The sequence below is a fragment of the Sphingobacterium sp. ML3W genome, assembly GCF_029542085.1.
Taxonomy (GTDB): Bacteria; Bacteroidota; Bacteroidia; order Sphingobacteriales; family Sphingobacteriaceae; genus Sphingobacterium.
In genome coordinates, this window is the sequence record NZ_CP107036.1 from 1,762,825 (window position 1) to 1,782,073 (window position 19,249).

The following is a 19,249-nucleotide window of genomic DNA, read 5'->3' on the forward strand; positions in this document are numbered from 1 at the left end:
AGGGGGATCTTTCCAATCCCAAGCAGGTAGCAATACCTCTTTACAATTGCTACCCGCACCTCTTTTATCCTCAATTTTATTAACTTACCTTTGTTGTTACTTCACAAACAACTGCTTTAATTGATCTACAATCTGCCCATTTCCCGAAATAGAGATGTTATTGATCCTTTCGGCAATTTTCTCCACATACTCCATTTCCTTCAATTTAAACAACATTGCATTCTCCTCCATAAGTTTTGCCGTATTCAGCAAACTTCTAGTCGAAGCAGTTTCTTCACGGCGCATAATAATATTTGCCTGAGCGCGCTTTTCAGCGATCAACACCTGGTTCATGATATCACGGACATCCCCTGGCAGAATAATATCTTTGACTCCGCAACTTAATAGACGTAAGCCTAATCCAGCAATATACTCCATCGTATTTTGCAAAATATAAGTGCTTATCTCTGTCTTCTTGTCCATCAGTTCATCCAGCGTCATCTGACCGATATATGTCCGGAGATTTAATTGCATCACAGCATACAATTGCTTCTCATATTCCTTATTATCCAACAGCGCTTTGACGATATCAACGATTTGATATTGCAACGTGAAATTGATCCGTATTTGCGCTTTGTCCCGCGATAGAATCTCCTGACCTACCACATCCAAAGTTAACACACGCATATCTGCTTTTGACACCGCAATAGTCTTTGCGTTCTTCCACCAATAATACATTCCTGGATCCAAAATTTCTGTAAACACGCCATCAACAAAAAGTAATCCTTTTTCATTTGGTTCAACTTTGTATTGACGGATATAATAAGCCAACGTTTGCTTTTCAAACAATTGACGGTTGACAGAAACTGGTATTTCGATCTCCGAAATATCCTCCAGCTGAAATTTACGCACTTGCAACCCTTTCCAGAACACATGTCTACCTGCTGCCAAGGTCTTTTCAAAATTATTGTTTAAGAAAACCAGCGCAATTGCCGTATCCGCCACTTCGACAATATCCACCAGTTCACGAAAGCCCTCCACCTGTAAGAGCACATCAATGTTATGGATAGACGGAAACGAATTTGCCCTATTGTATACCTCCAGTTTTTCACCGAAACCCAACCAGTACTTACCGGCTTCCAATACACGGATAACTTGGTTATTTTTAACCACCAATCCAATTTCATTGACATTTACTTGTACTCTTTTCATCATATTTATTGTTTATACTATTTTCCAATGACAAAATTTGCTATGAGCTGCCCATCAATGCCGAGCGGGATCAAAAAGAGCCCATACGGAGCTTTACCGTAGAAGCGTTCGAAATGGTCGCCTTAGCGATCCACGACAACGCTCATCCTGTATCGTCTCTGTATGAGATGTTCCCGATCACGGGCTCCACACCGACTGCCATGAAGAAAAACGAAGTTCTCCTCAGTGCCGGACAGACTATAGCAAGCTTTATTTAAATAACCTTTTTAAAGAAGGTATAACTTTCAAAACCAGAACCTAAATTCTGTGCAATACCCTTATGCTATTCCATCCGAAAATGGAAGTGGGATTCGAACCCACACGATTGAGTTGTTGTTCTAACCAAGCTGAACTATCCTGATTGCTCAGGAGCAGGAGTCGAACCTGCGACCTACAACGGAACTGCCGTGCTCTACCCTTGAGCTACCTCTTTCGAGGGAAGGATTCGAACCTTCAACCCTGGTGGCAACATTCTCTCATGCTCTTCTTCTTATCAGTATATTGAGTCCCATCGGGAACAATACTATCCTGCTATACAGAAACAGGAGACTAGGATGCAAATCAAAGAATGAGAGTTTTTTTATACTTCTCCTAAAAAGAAGTACATATCTTAAAAGCATTTTGCTAGTTTCATCAAAGAACGTTTATCATTGCTGACATTACAAAGATCGCTCTGTTAACGTGCAGACCATTTGCGCAATAAAATAAAACACAAATAAAATAACAAAAACTTATACAACACACTGATAATGACCTATAAAAATTTAAAAACAAACATTAGCATTAAAAATTAGAGCCCAAATTGCGCATTTATATTGCGTAGATTAACAGTGACTAGACGAGAGATTTGCCTAGATGATCATTAGATAACAATAAATATCACTGATTTCCATGAGAAAGCTTTCTGATATAAGTGCTATTTTTACACCGTTATAATTAATTGGAATTTACTAAATGAGAGCAAAAACATTATTGGTTATACTGGCTATCTATTTTGTCGCCACAAGTTGCACGGGTTCAAAGCCTAAAAATAATACTGTAAAGCCCGCTGGCGACAGCCTAACAACAAAAAGTAGCGCTGATACTGCCAAAGCCATCGATCAGGTAAAGTCAACAACAGATCTTGATCCAGCCAAAGTATGGCTGGAGCGAATTTTTCACTGCAATGATGATAAATCAGGGAAGTATTGTTATTATCTGGACAAGGAAGAAGCCCTGTGCACGACACGTTTTATGGAGTTCTTAGCAGATGCCAATGAAATCTATGGCCCCTCCAATCTAACAGACGCAGAATTACCGGAGGCGGAAGCGCGATACAAAGCGAAGTGGGGAAAAATTTACCCGCTCTACACGCAGGAAATGTGGTTATTCGGCCGAGGTAATGATGATGCCCTGGCCATTAATACCGTCGAAATAAAGAAGCTAAGCACAGACAAGTACAGCGTATTTATAGATTATGGTAACAATATAAAAACGCAAAATGAGGTTCAGCTGGTTCTTGAAAACAGCAACTATAAAATAGATTATTGCAAGACAAGCTTTGTACAATAAAATCTTCGTGCTTTCCGCAGCACAGCCAGAATAATCAACGTAAGGTTCTTTCTGACCAGTATACCGAGCTGACAGACAATTCAAAAAAAGCCACTTTTTATCACTAACGGATAAAAAGTGGCAATATAATAAAACAATAAATGGGGCGTGTAGGCCGATTAAATTTGGGGCGAATTGCTCCACTTGACGATATTCCCTTTGTGCAGTAGGCCATCGACAGCTGAGATACGTGATACAGCTTCAGCAGAGCAGCTTGCATCCACCAATAGGAAACTCGCTTCATCTCCTACCTTTGGCCATACTTGTTGACCACTATCGTCCAAAGGTAATTTTCCATTTGTCGCATAGTGTAGGCAACGGGACAGATCAAATTCCGTCTCATAACCATAGAGTTGCGCAGCAAGGTTTGCTTTTTGCAACATATTTCCACTACCAAAGGTCCCCCAGTGATCCTGTACATTATCATTTCCGGTAAGTACCTCCACTCCTGCTTTCCGCAGTTGAGGCAGTGGCATCAGCATATTGCGAAACGGGACTGAACTCGCAATACCGACCTTGGCGGAAGCCAAGCGTTCAGCTGTATATTGAAGATCTTTTTGAGACATATAGCCCAATGCAAAAGCATGACTGATAAATGTCCGTCCCTGCAGTGCGGGATTCTCAAGTACTTTATCTATTAAGTAATGGATCGTTTTGACACCAGATTCACCCCCCTCATGCAGATGGATATCGATTCCCTTTTTGTTGTCCAAAGCTAACTGAACAGTCAAGTCCAAGGGTTTTTCGATACTTCCATCGATACTATAGGGATCTAGACCACCTATAAAATCAACCTTATCCCAAGCGGCAATTTCCTTCATCAGCCCAGCGGAGTCCGTATAATATAAGCCATGTTGTGGGAAAGCAACCAATTCTGCGCCAAAGGAATCTTTCACATGTTCCAATGCCCGCAATAGATTTGCTAATGATTTGCTGCCAGAGGTTGGATCGACATTAAAATGTGTTCTTGCAAAATTAGTTCCGTAACCCTGTAGCAACATGATTAGCTTTTCAGCCCTTTCCACCGAGGTTTTAAGCAGTTCCGGAATAATTTCCTGCTCGCGGGCAATCATATCCTTCACGGTTCTATTTTTAGGAAATACAGCCTTCCAAGGTAGACCATAAAGGGTTTTATCCAAATGGATGTGCATATCCCTAAAGGCGGGTAATGCCAATTTTCCCTTCGCATCAAATCCACCAGAGCCAACTGTAGTCTGACCCGGCCGAATTTCCTTTATCTTACCGCCCGCTATTGTTACCGTAAAGAGTGCCGTATCAGTTCCAACAATTTTCCCTTCACGATAGAGAAAACCTGTTTCCAATCGTACATTTTCTAATGTATACTGTTCGCTGTGCTGATTGAGTTCATTCATGAAAATATCATTTTTTTCAAAGCTAAGCTATTTAGCCCCTTTTGCTTTGTAGATATTATCACAACATTTGTAAATATTATGGCTGTGGTCGAAAATATCAAGTCTGCATGAATTTTCTCTTAATCCTGTGTTTAATATAAAAATATAGTTACTTTGAACTCGTTTTATAAAACACCACTTTCGTAATATGCAGATTGAAATTGATCACAATTTTTATGAAATAGTCAGTTGGGACAAAGATTATATCCAAATTCAAGGGACAGATTCCCCCTTTCGTGTGTATGCACCGCCTTTTTATGATATTGCCTCCCTCAAGCAATATATCAGACTCCATCCGCCAACACCTTCCGGACATGATCAGTCCTATTCCTACCTGGAAAATCCCTATCATTTATTTACAAAACCCTATCTGGTTAAGGTTTTTCATACCTCAGCGGCACCTGTTATTGAACTTAAATCAAGCAGTATCTGCGTTCACCAACGAAAGATTGTAAATACACTCAAGTTGCTCAAGCCCTGGAGTCAGGAATTGTTATACAATGAACTGATCAAAAGGATAACTTATTGGGAAGAACAGCTGGACAACTACGCAATTTCAGCAATCCGTATAGGCAAGCTATCTACCAGGAATTATAAAATCAAGGGCAATGAAATCTATTTTTCATCCCGATTGATTGATTTTGATAAAGAACAGATTAATCTGGTTGTTTTAGCAGCATTTTGTAAATTCTCCAAAAAAAACAAGAATGAGTCAGAAGCGATCTATAACTTGTACATCCCCAACTGGAGAACATTTAATGTATATTAAGACATGGCAGACATCAGCATACAATTAACAATAACAGAAGACAGCAACTTTGAATCGCTGCGAAACGATCCAATACAATTCTCAAAATTATTAGGCACCGAACAGCAGCGACTCATTGATGATCATGTTGTTGGTCAGCTCGATGATCAAGATGGTGCTCCGACACTGACAGATTTTAGCATCAGCAATATTGTCTTTGATCGCATGACGCTAAAGGGTTCCTTTCGCCTTCATTTCAAAATTTCCCGACAATTCTGCTGTAGCGACACCTCTTCATGCCAGACAGATTATATGGATTTTAACTTTACAAAAGAAGATAAAAAAATCTATACAACAGGAAGTTATACACTATGGACAATTCAATAAATTTCCCCATTTAAAATCGATAACAAATCAGTTGATTCCAAGTTAGGTATCCCATTCAAAAATGAAAAAACCCGAGCGCTATAAAATTAACACAACCTCCTTTTCCTATTATTGGACCAAGGGTATCGGTGCTAAGTTACTAGATAAGTTGCCCAATAAACCAAATCTGGCTGATGCGGATCAATATATTCCATTGTTATATCAATACGATGAGGCCTGCGACCGACTGGTTGAACATTTACATCTAAAAATTGGCTTTACAAAAGGGCAACAATTGATTCGGGATTACCTGCAGGGCAAAGCTATCGAAAGCGTTTACGATAAACTGATTTCGGATTTTATGAACACCTTGACTATAGAGCCTCAATGGATCGATTGGCAGAAATTACAACAGGGAATTGCGCTCAGTCAGCGCTCAGGATTGACTGGACTCATTGTACTACGTGATTATTGTCTCATGGGTGGTTATGAATCCAGCGCGATCAACAAACCCTTGATTTTTACTGGAGCACTTAAAAAAGGTGCTGTCAAACGCTTAACCGAGACGGTAACATTTTGGGTCGACATCACCGCAGACCAGGCATTACGAAAAGGTGGTATTGGCTTTGAAGCCATTTTATTGACGCGATGTATCCATTCCTTCGCTCGCTTGAATATATTGAAACATGGCGATTGGGACACTGACAAATGGGGTATCCCTTTAAATACGTGGGATATGCTGGCAACAAACTTAGGTTTTTCATTAGTTTATCTAATAGGGCTTAAACAAATGAAATTCATTTTATTAGAAAGCGAAATAAATGGAATTATGCACCTTTGGAAGTATATCGGGAGCTTATTGGGTATTCCATTGGATCTGCTTCCAGACACGGAGGAAGAAGCCATCAAAGCCCTATACTATTGGACCATGACCCAAAAAGAAGGCGATCAGGACAGCATTGCATTAGCCCGGGCCCTTATGGAAGAACCCGTACATGCAGCTTACCCGACAAGCAAGTTTGGCAGAAAATTAATGCGGGAGGTACATTTGTACTATAACAACTATCTCCTAGGAAATTACTCCTGCAACCTATTGGGACTGGAAAAGACAACGATCGGTAAGATTGCCTACTTCAACATTCTTAAAAACAAAAAAGAAAATAGCCAGATCCTAAAGGATGAGGTTAGGCAACAACAAATACGGAAAGGCCGAAAAGTCCATGAGGGAGTCAAACAGATCTATTTGAAATACAACTAGCCAACATGACGCTCGTAAGGTACCCTGGTTGCGATTGACCGGCCCAAGGTGAGCTCATCGACATATTCCAATTCACCTCCAAATGCGATACCGCGCGCGATTGTTGTAATCTTGATATTGAACTCGCGCAATTTCCGGTACAGATAAAAGATGGTTGTGTCCCCTTCCATCGTTGCTGAAAGCGCTAAAATAACCTCCTCAACACCACCTCGTTGAATACGGTTGAGTAGTCCTTCAATTTTAAGGTCAGCAGGACCTATTCCGTCCATTGGCGAAATCAGCCCCCCTAATACATGATAAACACCTTGGTAAGAATTTGTGTTTTCAATGGCCATAACATCACGTGTATCTTCCACCACGCAGATGAGGCTCTTTTCACGTTTAAACGATCCACATATTTCACAGGTCGCATGATCCGAAATATTAAAACATTCCTGGCAATATTGAATATCTTCTTTCAAACGGTCGATGGACGCCGTAAAACGGGCCACCTCGGGATCGGATTGCTTCAATAAATGCAAGACCAGCCTTAGGGCTGTCTTTTGTCCCACACCCGGTAATTTACCAAATTCCGCAACCGCGTTCTCAAGAAGTTTAGAAGAAAAATTCATAATGCAAATGTAAGAATAATCGCAAAAAGTAGCTAGTATTAAAAAAATAGCTATATTGTATTCCTTTTTGAAAAAAAATGGGTTTTAGAAATTAAATGTATAACGTTATATATGGACATTACAAAAGAAGATAAAATTATCCGCGCTTTTGAGAACAAAACATGGCAGGAAATTAAGGTTAAAGATTCATGGCAGATTTTTAAAGTCATGTCAGAATTTGTGGACGGGTTTGAAAAATTGGCTAAAATTGGCCCCTGTGTATCCATATTTGGTTCGGCACGCACACCACGTGAACACAAATATTACCAAATGGCTGTAGATATCGCCGCGCTACTAACTGAACGTGGATATGGTATTATATCTGGAGGTGGCCCGGGGATTATGGAAGCTGCGAATAAAGGTGCTTATGAGTCTGGCGGAAAATCCGTGGGTTTGAATATTGAACTTCCATTTGAACAATTTCACAACAAATATATTGATCGGGATAAACTACTTGAGTTCAAATACTTTTTTGTACGAAAAGTAATGTTTATGAAATACTCCCAAGGTTATATCGTTATGCCTGGTGGCTTTGGAACAATGGATGAACTCTTTGAAGCGATTACCTTGATTCAAACAGGTAAGATTGCCCGCTTCCCAATTGTATTGGTTGGTTCGGAGTACTGGAAAGGCCTTATGGACTGGGTGCAAAATACCATGTTATCAAACAAATATATCAGTGAAGAAGATCTCAAACTTTATCGCATCGTTGATACAGCTGAAGAAGCAGCAGATCATATCTTCCGTTTCTATGATAAATATCTGTTGAAACCAAACTTCTAATCGCTATAACATTAAATAAAACACAAAAAAGAGTATCTAAATAATTTGGATACTCTTTTTGTGTTTTCATGCACACGCCATCTATCTGCAGCCTTCCATCCTAATGAAAATCAGGCCTATCCTAGCATTAAAGCTTTTTTTTCGCATTGACGACTACTTCACTTCGTGTTTGTCAGGCATAAATAAATAGCATTTTAACCTTAAACAAAAAGAAATATTTCAAATACATCAGTTAAAAAAAAGCACAACCTATCAGTTCGTTCGATGCAGGTATATAGCGGTCTCACTTCCCCAGTACGGATATAGTACCTCTTAAGTACAGATAAAGCACAGATAAAGTACCATTTTGTTACAAAACGAAATGTACTTTAACAGTGCTTTAAACGAGGTATTAGACTACTGAAAACAGATAAAATACAAAAATTGACGCCTTTATCCATTTTAACTACTAGATAACCAAACCTAACACAATAAAGCGCATTCAGCTGTATATAAGAGCAGCGTCCACCGCAACGATTATTCATCCTTTCAGATCTTCTAACCAAGCTCAACGTCTAGCTTATTTACTGAAAAACGAACTATAGTCCGAGAGGCCAAAACAGACAATACCTTATACAATTGGGCTGGCAATATTAATTTTAAAAATTGGAATATTCCTAATTTAGTAACTACATTTACAACACAAATTATATAGTCAGATAACATAACCGAAGAAAAACAGATTATTGTCTCAGATGAAAGATAGTGGGAGCCATTCGGATGAAGAGTTGATTCTATTGATTCAACAGGATGATAATATCGCTTTTGAAGCATTGTATGAGCGCTACTGGAAGAAGCTCTACTATCAGGCTGCCCGAAAAACAGATTCGCTGGAGGATGCACAGGAAATCGTTCAGAATATCTTCACTTCTATTTGGCTCCGAAGACAGCAATTGCATATAGAGAGCAACGTCTCCTCCTATCTCGCTGTCGCTGTGAAATACAAGGTCTTTAAATATCTGGCACAGCGTTATAAACGAGAAGCCTTTCAGCAGGATAATGATTGGGTGGATTTTGATAACTCCACCGAAGATTGGCTTCAATTTGAGGAATTGCGGGCCCGGTTGGAACAAGTTGTCTCAACCTTACCCGAGAAATGCCAGCTTGTTTTCAAACTATCCCGTGAACAAGGACTGACTTACAAACAAATTGCGGATGAACTTGATATCTCCGTGAAGACAGTTGAAACCCAATTAAGTCGTGCCCTAAAAAAAATACGCACTGGTATTCAGCGATTTCTGATTACTTTATAATTTTTTCTACCCGGCTGTCAGGGTACCTCCATATTTCGGGAACTATATAGAAAATAACCCCTAAATATGGTTGATAACAATCAATTTGAAATTAAGCAATTAGCTTATAAATGGCTTCAAGGCACCTGTACGGAAGAAGAAGAGACGTATTTACTGCAATGGTATAAAGAAAATAGTGAAGAACCCCTCCCTATTCCCGAGCAAATCGCAACAAGTGAGCAAGAGCTTAAGGAACGTTTATTTTCGAATATCAAACAGCAAATAGAAAGCTCCAAAATCAAACCGATTTCCAGATGGTACAAATTGGCTGGAATTGCTGCTGCATTGTTACTCCTATTTGGACTTCCGCTTTATCTCGTACAGCACACGGGCTATGAGCAAGTAACGAAAATAGCTACAGTTCAAAAAGAGGTTCATCCTGGGACAAAAGCTGCTGTATTAACCTTAGCAGATGGAACCAAAATAGATCTATCCGACAATAAACAGCATATTCTCCATCAAGATGCAAAGGTAAAGATCACGACGACTGCCGAAGGTACGGTTCAATATCAGTTTACAGCCGGTAACAGTAATCCTGGTCATAGAACAAATACCATAGAAACACCGATTGGTACAGAATATAATATCATACTTGCAGATGGCAGTAAGGTATGGTTAAATGCTGGCTCTAAATTGACCTTTCCCGAGACTTTCGCATCCAACAACAGGGAGGTAACATTGTCCGGTGAAGCTTATTTTGAGATTACACCAGACAAGAAAAAACCTTTCTACGTCAATGCAGACCAGCAGATCATCCGGGTTTTCGGAACGCATTTTAATGTACAGTCTTATCCGAATGAGAACAACAGGACCACCCTTGTCGAAGGTTCAGTACAGGTGACACAATCTGGTCGATCCAAGATGTTAAAACCAGGACAGGCTGCACTCAGCAGGAATAACAATTTACTTGTCCAGGACGTGAACATTGAAGAAGCGATAGCCTGGAAAAATGGCTTCTTCTATTTCGAATCTACACCGGTCAAGGAAGCCCTGTCCGCTATAAAACGTTGGTATAATGTGGATATCATCTACAAAGGAACCAATGAAAAACGTGAACTGACCGGAAAAATAAAACGCAACTCCACCGCGCAACAATTGATTGAAACACTCAACTTCCTAGATATTAAATGCCAATTAAAAAACAACAAAATTGAAGTAGAACTCTAACGTATAAAAATATAGAACACATTTACCAACTAAATTATGTATAAAGTTACAACGAATCATTTTGCGCATAAACGGGCAAAACTATTTGGTGCCCTACTGGCCATCCAGTGCCTAGCGACTGTAAATAACAAGGCTATCGCCTTGGTGAGTCAATCCAAAATTAAATTACATGACAAAGAATATACATTAGCAAAGTTTGCGCGAGAAATCGAACGGCAAAGTTCCTACGTATTTCTTTACGACAATTCTCAGATCAATGACAATCAAAAGATTCTGATCCATCATACGGACGGCTCCATTGAAGAGATTTTGAATGACAACCTAAAAGAACTATCGTATTCGTACAAAATCGTCAACAACACCATCGTATTAAAGAGGAAAATTGATATAGCCCAGGCAAATAATCAGACTGTCCAACAGCTGATCAAAGGGAAAGTTGTTGATATGGACGGAAAACCGCTAGCGGGCGTCACCATCCGAAATATAGATAATGGCCGTCAGGCCGAAACCAACAGTAAAGGCGAGTTTAGTATAGAAGGCGCACCGACACAACAACTAAGCTTTAGTTCTGTAGGTTATGAAACGGTAAATAATACGATCAGCAACAGCAACCCCTTGACGGTTCAACTGAAAACGGCAAATAACCAATTGGAACAGATCGTTGTGATAGGTTTTGGAACTCAGAAGAAGAAAGATATTACTGGAGCGATTGCTACCATGAACACAAAGGATATTGAAGACAGACCGGTAACCCAGTTAGCTAGTGCCATGGAAGGGAAAATGGCTGGAGTAGAAATCGTCAAATCCTCGGGTCAGCCACAGGCTGGTTTCTCTATCCGTGTACGCGGAACGTCGACAATCACGGCCGGTAGCAACCCCTTGTATATTCTGGATGGTGTTCCTACAGAAAATATCTCCGAACTCAACCCTTCAGATATACAGAGCATCTCGGTGTTAAAAGATGCCGCATCCGCAGCTGTCTACGGTTCTTCGGGTGCCAATGGCGTCGTCCTCATTACAACCAAACGGGGGAATAATGGCAAAACATTAGTAAATTTCGAAACTTATCAGGGTTTTTCAACAATCTGGAAAAGACCAAAGGTATTAAATGCTGCGCAATACAAAGATCTGATGACCGAAGTTGGAGAAACAGCCGATTGGTCCAAATATTCAGCCGACACCAATTGGCCAGACCAATTGTTCCGCATGGGGCATAGCCAAAAATATCAGGCCTCTGTACGTGGTGGTGATGAAAAGACCGGGTTTTACATCTCAGGATCGTATCAGAAAGATAATGGTACCGTGATTACAAATACAGTTAACAAAGTCAATTTCAAAGTCAATCTCGATCATCAGATCAACAAGATATTCAAAGTAGGAACGAGCATGTCTTATAACCGCTGGTATGATGTGGATATTCCCGAAAATACACGGAATGGTGTTATTATGAATGCTTATTTAGGTTCCCCAGTGATTGGAATCTACGGTGACAAGGGTGCATTTACCGTAGACCCTTTTTATACAGATCTTGATAATCCTGTTGCATTGGCTACCGGAAATGAACATTCTTATGTCAACAATAGATTTACCGGAAATATCTTTGCTGAGGCGAATATCCTCCCTGAACTAAAATTCAAAACTTTATTTGGCTACGAGAAATACAACAACCAATACCGTAGTTTTGTCGATCCATTTCGTACTACCGAAGGCCGGAAATATAAGGGAATGGCCCAGCTCGACCAGCAGGATAATCAGTATTGGATGTCTGAAAACACCCTAAACTATGATAAGACATTCAATGAAAAACATCACTTCACCGGTTTATTGGGGTATATTACCACCAAAACACAAACAACAGGTTCAAGTATAAGTACGCAGAACTTCGCCAATCCAGCGATCCATACCGTTAATGGCGGATCGATGATTACAAGGATGCCTACTGCAAAGGATGCTGTAATTACGACTGTTTCTGGTATCGCCAAAATCGGTTATGATTATAATAGCACCTATTTATTCACGGCCAATTTAAGAGCAGATGCATCTTCGGTATTTGGCCCCAACAACCGCTGGGGCTATTTCCCTTCCTTTTCAGCAGGCTGGCGCATATCAAATGAGGGTTTCTTCGAAGCCTGGAAAAATACAGTCAACGATTTAAAGATCAGAGCAAGCTGGGGTAAAGTCGGAAACAGCCAGATACCGGCCTTCGCCTATCTTGGCTTAATAGATGTGACAGGATCGTACGTCATTGGTGATCAGGTTGTACCGGGCTACACACCAATCACGCTGGACAACCCCAGCTTGAAATGGGAAACAACTAACCAGACAGATATTGGTCTTGATGCGAGCTTTCTAAACTCCCGATTGACTATTGCGGCAGACTATTACGCAAAGAAAACAGTAGGACTTTTACTTGATTCGCGTGTACCTTATAGTTCGGGATATGCCAAAGTCCTCAGGAACCTTGGCGATCTACAGAACAAAGGTTTTGAATTTGAATTAAGTAGCCGGAATTTTGTCCAGGACTTCAAATGGAATACAACCCTAACCTTTGGTCTCAATCGCAACAAAGTTCTGAATATTGATGGCGGCACCTATTACGATGGTGATATCGACGGTCGTGGAAACAGTACCATCGCCAAAGAAGGTCTTGCTTTAGGTACCTTCTGGGGTTACGTAGCCAAGGGTGTCAATCCAGAAACCGGCGATATGATCTATCAGATGGCTGATCCCGATGCAGGCCTTCAGACGAGCGATATGGCTGTTATTGGTAATGCCACACCTAAATTTTCTTACGGGATGACAAACGATTTCAGTTACAAGAACTTTAATTTATCTTTTTTCTTGCAAGGTGTACAGGGTAACGACATCCTCAATGCAACACGTATTTATACAGAAGGTATGTGGGAGCCTCGAAACCAAAGTGCAGCAGTCCTTAACCGCTGGAGTCCAACAAATAAAAACAGCACGATGCCACGTCCCGATTTAAACACCACGGAGGATAATTACAACACCAAAATCTCTTCCCGATTTGTTGAAAAGGGATCCTACCTCCGATTAAAATCGCTAACACTCGGCTATACCATACCCAAACAGGTCCTGGAGAAATGGAAAATTAATAAGCTGCGTTTCTATGTGACCGGTGAAAACCTATTGACTTTTACCAAGTACTCCGGTTTGGATCCCGAGGTCAGTATGTACAGTGCAACCAATCAAGAAGCTGTGAGCTCCAATATGTCTCCGGGTATTGATTTCGGTACTTCACCACAGGCACGCACCTTTATTGTTGGTTTAAACTTAACCTTTTAACCATTTAATTTGAATAACATGAGATCTAATCTATATACGTCGCTCACAATAGCCTTAATGGCATCCCTATCCTTCACTTCCTGTAAGAAGTTTTTGGATGTACAACCAACATCTACCGTAACCAGTGAAAATGCTTACCTGACAGGTGATAATATCGAAAAAGCGATGAATGGCGCTTACAACTCATTCATCGGAAATGGCACAAGACCAGGAAGTAATGCCAATTACTACCAATGGGAGATGATTTTACAAACTGATATCCGCTCTGACAATGCACACGCTGCGGGTGGTGGCGAGATTGACTTTGGGCAAATTGATTTCAACACCATCACCAATACCAATGATATGGTACGCAGGGACTGGGAAGAATTATATGGAGCCATTTCAAAATGTAATATTGTCATTGACAATGTGGGAAAAGTCACTGACCCCACCTTTTCAGAAGAGCGGCGTAAACAAATTTTAGGGGAAGCCTCCTTTTTGAGAGCTTTCCATTACTACCAGCTGGTCAAATTATATGGTGGTGTTCCACTGGAAAAACACTCGAACAGCACAGACCCAGAAGTCATCCGTATCAAAAGATCAACTGTAGAAGAGGTTTATGACTTTATAGATTCGGATTTACAAGTTGCCGTAAACAATCTACCAAACGGATTTGGCCAACCTTCCATCGACAAAGTTCGCGCAACAAAAGGTGCCGCAAATGCCCTCCTGACCAAGATATGGGCACAGCGCCCGGATCGGGATTACAACAAGGTTCTCCAATATGCAAATGCAGTAATTAACGGAAAAGGTGGCTATCAGCTGCTTCAAAACTATGCTGACCTCTTTGATGGCGCACACAACTACAACAATGAGTCAATTATAGAAATCCCATATGTTGCCGGAAGTCCCAATTTAAGTTGTTGGGGAGGTGCCTTCTTTTTCCCCGATCTGGATGGGAATGGACTGATCAATGAAAATGAATGGCGCAGATATGGCACTCCTTCTAAAGATCTTGTAGATGCTTATGACAAAGCGGGTGACACCAAACGAAAAAATGCCAATATCTGGTTCTTTTCTGTCCCTTGGGCTGATGAGTTTTGGAACCCTTGTGCTGATAGCAATACCAAAATCCCCTTTAATGTCAAGCAAAAACACGCCAATAGTTTTCAGAGTGGAGACCATTTCTACCTGCTCCGTCTGGCAGATATTGTTTTGTTAAAGGCTGAAGCTTTAAATGCCTTAGGCAATTCAAACGAAGCAATGAATACCCTTAACATCATCCGTCACCGTGCTGGGCTGCCCGACATCACAACAGGCAACGCAAGTCAGCTGAAATCTATTATACTCAATGAGCGCCGATTGGAACTTGCTTTCGAAGGACAACGTTGGGATGATCTAAATCGCTATGGTGTTACGGTGGACGTTATGAACAAGCTGAACGAGCTCAAGTTTACCTGTAACGAAGGAAATGTAAGTGCCCCTACTCCAATAAAATATAATTTTAACCAAAATAGCCTCCTACTACCAATACCATTATTGGAAATGCAGGCAAACCCTAGCCTGACTCAAAATCCAGGCTATTAGTGACCAACCCGAGGCCGCTTTAGTTGAACTGAATTTACTAAAGCGGCCTTTTTTACATCAATTTATGAACCGCTTTAAATCATTAGACATATTTCGTGGATTTACCGTTGCAGCCATGATACTGGTCAATAATCCAGGAAATTACCACCATGTATATCCGCAGCTGGAACATTCCGCTTGGCATGGCTGTACATTTACAGATCTTATTTTCCCCTTTTTCCTGTTCGCCGTAGGAAATTCAATGGCTTTCTCTTTAAAAAAAATAGAAGAAATCCCATCTGCGGTATTTCTAAAAAAAATCAGCAAAAGATTTCTATTATTATTTCTGATCGGCTTCTTATTAAATATTTTCCCTTTTGTGGAATGGAATAGCCAGCATCAGCTGGAGTGGCTGCCCATGGAAAAATACCGCTACTTTGGTGTTTTACAACGTATTGCCTTATGCTATTTTTGCAGTGCACTATTAATCTATTACCTCAAAGACAAGGGAGCCGTTATCACGAGTATCTTTCTGCTACTTTTCTATTGGTTAATCTGCTATATAGCCAACCCCAATGATCCCTATAGCTTGGAAGGATGGTTTGGAACGGCTTTCGACGTCAAGCTTTTCGGTGCATCTCACCTTTATCATGGTGAAGGTAAAGCATTTGATCCCGAAGATATCTGGAGCGCACCCGCTGCAATCAGTCAAACTGTTTTTGGTTATATTACCGGAAAATATATTATTCAAAGATTAGCGGGAAAGAAAGAGTTGATCAGGCTATTTGCCTGGGGACTGGCCTTGATTGTAGCCGGATATTTATGGTCTTTTGCCTTCCCCATCAATAAAAAGATCTGGACCAGCAGTTATTGCCTATTCACAACCGGGATAGCCTTAGCTTTTCTGAGTCTGTTAATTTATCTGATTGAATTTCTAAAGATCAAAGGTCCGCTATACAGTGTGTTTGACGACTTTGGTAAGAACACACTTTTCATCTATTGTCTGAGTGGAATTGTTCCCAGCCTATGTGCCCTTATTTTGATACCAAATACAAAACAAAACCTCTGGGATTTTAGCTATCATGCGATATTTGGAAACTGGACAAACCAAGCACTGGGATCAGTATTATTCGCCCTGTTCTTTGTTTTCCTCAATTGTTTAGTAGCCTTATTCCTCCGAAAAAAGAATATCTACATCAAAATCTAGGTTTATTGAAGAAAAAAATTCGGTATTTTCTACTGTCTACAAAGTAGACAGCTCCAGCAGAACGACAAAAAAAAAGGGCCTAGGCCCTTTTTATATATAAAGATATGGATAAGATATACCGTAGCTACTTTTAGAAAACGCCCCATATTTGTTTACTAATTCCGCCATTACAGTATGCATGTACTAAAGTAAGTCAAATTAACCCTATAGAGAAAAAAACAAGGGGGGACAAAAGGGGGGACAAATCACAATAATTTGATATACAAACCATTACTGTTACAAGATAAAATAGCCAAAAGTGCTTTTTTAACAAAAAGAACAAGGTCTAATTTCATCTCGCAAGCACTTTCCATCTATAGGAGCAACGACAGACGCTGTCTCTGTATATAAAAAAGAAGACCTGAGGTTGGGAGCCCCAGGTCTTAACTAACCAATTATTAACCTAAATTATGAAAAGTCTTTTTTTATTATTCTACACAAGGAATATTTCAACTATTAGACCAAAAAGAGTGTCGATTTTATATTTCACATTTTTTTAACAAATTGCTGAGATTGATATGACGAATCTCCCCTTTCCGGATCGCCTGACTATATTATCGAATAATAGATCAACTTATTGGAAGAGCTTGTCTGTGGCAATTTTGTCATAATCAGTGTCAGGTTCAGCAGCTATAAGCCCAGCCGGATTTTGAGTCAGAAAATGCACCTTATTGGGATAGCGTTCAGCCATTTGCCTGACCAGCTCCATCATATAATGATTGCTTGGATAAACTTTTACCTGGGTTCTGATATCTGCTAAATCAGCATATTGACCATATAGATCAATATAGCCCATGCCATAAAACCGGCCATTTTCAATGACAATACAGCTCTTTTCTTCTATACTCCGCCCCTTATCTATAAATACATAAGATGGCCTTTGTTTTAACCATTCATCAATACAACGCTCCACACGTGTATTATGCAGTGCTTTGTCAGGCAAATCAGCTCGACTGACGGATTTAGCTGCCAAACTAGCAGTGCCAAAATGACAAAACTGAGCGCTAATCTCTCCTTCTTTCATAAAGGACTGTAATAATTGAATGGCATCATATTCCCGTTGAAATAATTGAATGCAGTCTTGGATCCGATTCATTTTACCTATTGCCAAATGGAGATACCCATTTTGATCCTCATAGCAAAACAAACCAAATTTTGGTTCATACCGTTTGAGTGCCCGATTATATTTAGGCCAAAGTCGTTTAATCTCCGCACATTCCAGTAGCAGGGACATCAGTTCTGTGCCACAAGACTCGTAACTAATGTGATAGATCTCTTTTAAAAAATTTTGTCGCTGCGCCTGAATATTGTTACCTGTAAAGTGGGATAACACCCTTTTCTTGATATTGACCGCCTTCCCCACATAGATCACCTTCCCATTTCTATCATGAAAATAATAAACACCGGCGGTATCTGGCAATTGCTCAAATTCCTTCCGATCTAAATGCGGCGGAAACCGCTGATCGATCGCCTTATGTTTGATCATTTCCTGAAACACCTGCGTTGTATCGAGCGCACGAAGATAAGCGAAAAGAATCGCTGTTGCATCGGCATCACCACCTGCCCGATGCCGATTTTCGATGGGTATATCGAGGTAATCACACAAACGTCCCAAACTATAGGATAAAAGCCCCGGTTTGATCTTACGGGCATAGCGTACGGTACATAATTTAATGGAAGACCAGTCTATTCCGGCCTCCTGAAGCTGAAAACGAATGAAGGAATAATCAAAATTAACATTGTGGGCAACAAAAACACGATCTTTCAATAATGCATAAATTTCCGGTGCAACATCCTCAAATAATGGCGCATCCGCAACCATGTCATTGTCGATACCCGTAAGTGCAAAAATAGAATTCGGAATTTCAACCCCTGGATTTACCAAAGTCTCCCAACGATGCAGCACGCGATTACCGTCGTGTATAACGATTGCAATTTCAGTAATCCGGCTGGATTTTGCATTACCCCCTGTGGTTTCTATATCCACAATGGCAAACTCTTGTTTTTTGCTCCGATTCATAGTCATTCCTAAAACAAATATACTAACATATTTAGTATATCTATATATTTTAGCATTTATTTGGCAAAAAGAGCAGACATCCCTTAGCACAACGTTGATTAATCCCGATCAGCCTAACATCACTTGGTCAATTTTCAGCAATATTCGATAGGATAAACAATTCAAGGATAATGTTGACCAGATTTTGTTTATTTTGGATATACTTTTATATAACACATCAAATTATCATCAATGGAAGTAGTACATAAAAACGACGAAAAACATGGCAGTTTTGAGGTAGTAGATCAAGGAAAATCAGCTGCACAAATGACATATACCTGGGCTGGACCAACAAAGTTTATCATTGACCATACCGAAGTCAACGAAAACTATACCGGCAAGGGATTAGGCAAACAACTATTGATGGCTGCCGTAGCCTTTGCCCGAAAAGAACATCTCAAAATCCTCCCCCTGTGTCCCTTTGCAAAGTCAGTCTTTGACAAAGAAGCGGAGTTGGCTGATGTACTTTTCTAGTGCAACGAAAAAACATAAAAGCAGGTTAGATCTTTCATAGAAAGATCTAACCTGCTTTTATTATTTAGACAAGTCTTATTT

15 protein-coding genes and 1 tRNA gene are annotated in these 19,249 nt (G+C 40.3%); 11 read left to right on the forward strand and 5 right to left on the reverse strand.

The features are described from left to right. Positions 1 to 96: 96 nt before the first annotated feature. Positions 97 to 1,194 carry a slipin family protein gene (locus OGI71_RS07570; RefSeq protein ID WP_282254789.1) on the reverse strand — a complete coding sequence of 366 codons (1,098 nt, stop codon included), beginning with the start codon at positions 1,192 to 1,194 and terminating at the stop codon, positions 97 to 99. A 401-nt stretch (positions 1,195 to 1,595) separates the two neighbouring features. After that, positions 1,596 to 1,658: transfer RNA gene (locus OGI71_RS07575), tRNA-Thr, on the reverse strand. A 526-nt stretch (positions 1,659 to 2,184) separates the two neighbouring features. Here OGI71_RS07575 and OGI71_RS07580 point away from each other — a divergent pair. Further along, entirely contained in the window at positions 2,185 to 2,781 is a 597-nt protein-coding gene (locus OGI71_RS07580) for a hypothetical protein (RefSeq protein ID WP_282254790.1), read from the forward strand. A 158-nt stretch (positions 2,782 to 2,939) separates the two neighbouring features. Here the strand turns inward: OGI71_RS07580 and OGI71_RS07585 are convergent, their stop codons facing one another. Then, positions 2,940 to 4,193 carry an amidohydrolase gene (locus tag OGI71_RS07585; RefSeq protein WP_282254791.1) on the reverse strand — a complete coding sequence of 418 codons (1,254 nt, stop codon included), beginning with the start codon at positions 4,191 to 4,193 and terminating at the stop codon, positions 2,940 to 2,942. 187 nt (positions 4,194 to 4,380) lie between these two features. On the opposite strand from OGI71_RS07585, the gene OGI71_RS07590 reads away from it, so the two are divergent. The 3 genes from OGI71_RS07590 to OGI71_RS07600 all read left to right on the forward strand — a co-directional run bounded on the left by OGI71_RS07590 (position 4,381) and on the right by OGI71_RS07600 (position 6,604). After that, positions 4,381 to 5,001, forward strand: coding sequence for a hypothetical protein (locus OGI71_RS07590; RefSeq protein ID WP_282254792.1), 621 nt, complete (start codon positions 4,381 to 4,383; stop codon positions 4,999 to 5,001). A gap of 3 nt (positions 5,002 to 5,004) precedes the next feature. Beyond that, the gene (locus OGI71_RS07595; RefSeq protein ID WP_282254793.1) at positions 5,005 to 5,367 is read left to right on the forward strand and encodes a hypothetical protein; all 363 of its coding nucleotides are present in this window, start codon (positions 5,005 to 5,007) and stop codon (positions 5,365 to 5,367) included. A 61-nt stretch (positions 5,368 to 5,428) separates the two neighbouring features. After that, entirely contained in the window at positions 5,429 to 6,604 is a 1,176-nt protein-coding gene (locus tag OGI71_RS07600; protein WP_282254794.1) for an oxygenase MpaB family protein, read from the forward strand. On the opposite strand, the gene recR is transcribed toward OGI71_RS07600, so the two are convergent. Next, complete coding sequence (gene recR / locus OGI71_RS07605; RefSeq protein ID WP_120257865.1) at positions 6,601 to 7,215, reverse strand: recombination mediator RecR; 615 nt, start codon at positions 7,213 to 7,215, stop codon at positions 6,601 to 6,603. The two genes, OGI71_RS07600 and recR, sit on opposite strands and share 4 nt — an antisense overlap. A gap of 117 nt (positions 7,216 to 7,332) precedes the next feature. On the opposite strand from recR, the gene OGI71_RS07610 reads away from it, so the two are divergent. The 6 genes from OGI71_RS07610 to OGI71_RS07635 all read left to right on the forward strand — a co-directional run bounded on the left by OGI71_RS07610 (position 7,333) and on the right by OGI71_RS07635 (position 16,596). Continuing rightward, a complete protein-coding gene (locus OGI71_RS07610; protein ID WP_167457254.1) occupies positions 7,333 to 8,037 on the forward strand; it encodes a TIGR00730 family Rossman fold protein in 705 nt (234 codons plus the stop codon). Positions 8,038 to 8,771: 734 nt separating this feature from the next. Further along, positions 8,772 to 9,329 carry an RNA polymerase sigma-70 factor gene (locus tag OGI71_RS07615; protein ID WP_282254796.1) on the forward strand — a complete coding sequence of 186 codons (558 nt, stop codon included), beginning with the start codon at positions 8,772 to 8,774 and terminating at the stop codon, positions 9,327 to 9,329. 66 nt (positions 9,330 to 9,395) lie between these two features. After that, positions 9,396 to 10,535: a FecR family protein gene (locus OGI71_RS07620; RefSeq protein WP_282254797.1), complete on the forward strand. Its 1,140-nt coding sequence runs from the start codon at positions 9,396 to 9,398 to the stop codon at positions 10,533 to 10,535. A gap of 36 nt (positions 10,536 to 10,571) precedes the next feature. After that, positions 10,572 to 13,841, forward strand: coding sequence for a TonB-dependent receptor (locus tag OGI71_RS07625; RefSeq protein WP_282254799.1), 3,270 nt, complete (start codon positions 10,572 to 10,574; stop codon positions 13,839 to 13,841). Between the two features lie 18 nt (positions 13,842 to 13,859). Further along, on the forward strand, positions 13,860 to 15,410 hold the full coding sequence (locus tag OGI71_RS07630; protein WP_282254801.1) for a RagB/SusD family nutrient uptake outer membrane protein: 1,551 nt from the start codon (positions 13,860 to 13,862) through the stop codon (positions 15,408 to 15,410). A gap of 64 nt (positions 15,411 to 15,474) precedes the next feature. Further along, the gene (locus tag OGI71_RS07635; RefSeq protein ID WP_282254802.1) at positions 15,475 to 16,596 is read left to right on the forward strand and encodes a heparan-alpha-glucosaminide N-acetyltransferase domain-containing protein; all 1,122 of its coding nucleotides are present in this window, start codon (positions 15,475 to 15,477) and stop codon (positions 16,594 to 16,596) included. Between the two features lie 613 nt (positions 16,597 to 17,209). On the opposite strand, the gene OGI71_RS07640 is transcribed toward OGI71_RS07635, so the two are convergent. Beyond that, complete coding sequence (locus tag OGI71_RS07640; RefSeq protein WP_282254804.1) at positions 17,210 to 18,655, reverse strand: exonuclease domain-containing protein; 1,446 nt, start codon at positions 18,653 to 18,655, stop codon at positions 17,210 to 17,212. A gap of 231 nt (positions 18,656 to 18,886) precedes the next feature. On the opposite strand from OGI71_RS07640, the gene OGI71_RS07645 reads away from it, so the two are divergent. Next, on the forward strand, positions 18,887 to 19,168 hold the full coding sequence (locus OGI71_RS07645) for a GNAT family N-acetyltransferase (RefSeq protein WP_120257873.1): 282 nt from the start codon (positions 18,887 to 18,889) through the stop codon (positions 19,166 to 19,168). Positions 19,169 to 19,249: the final 81 nt, after the last annotated feature.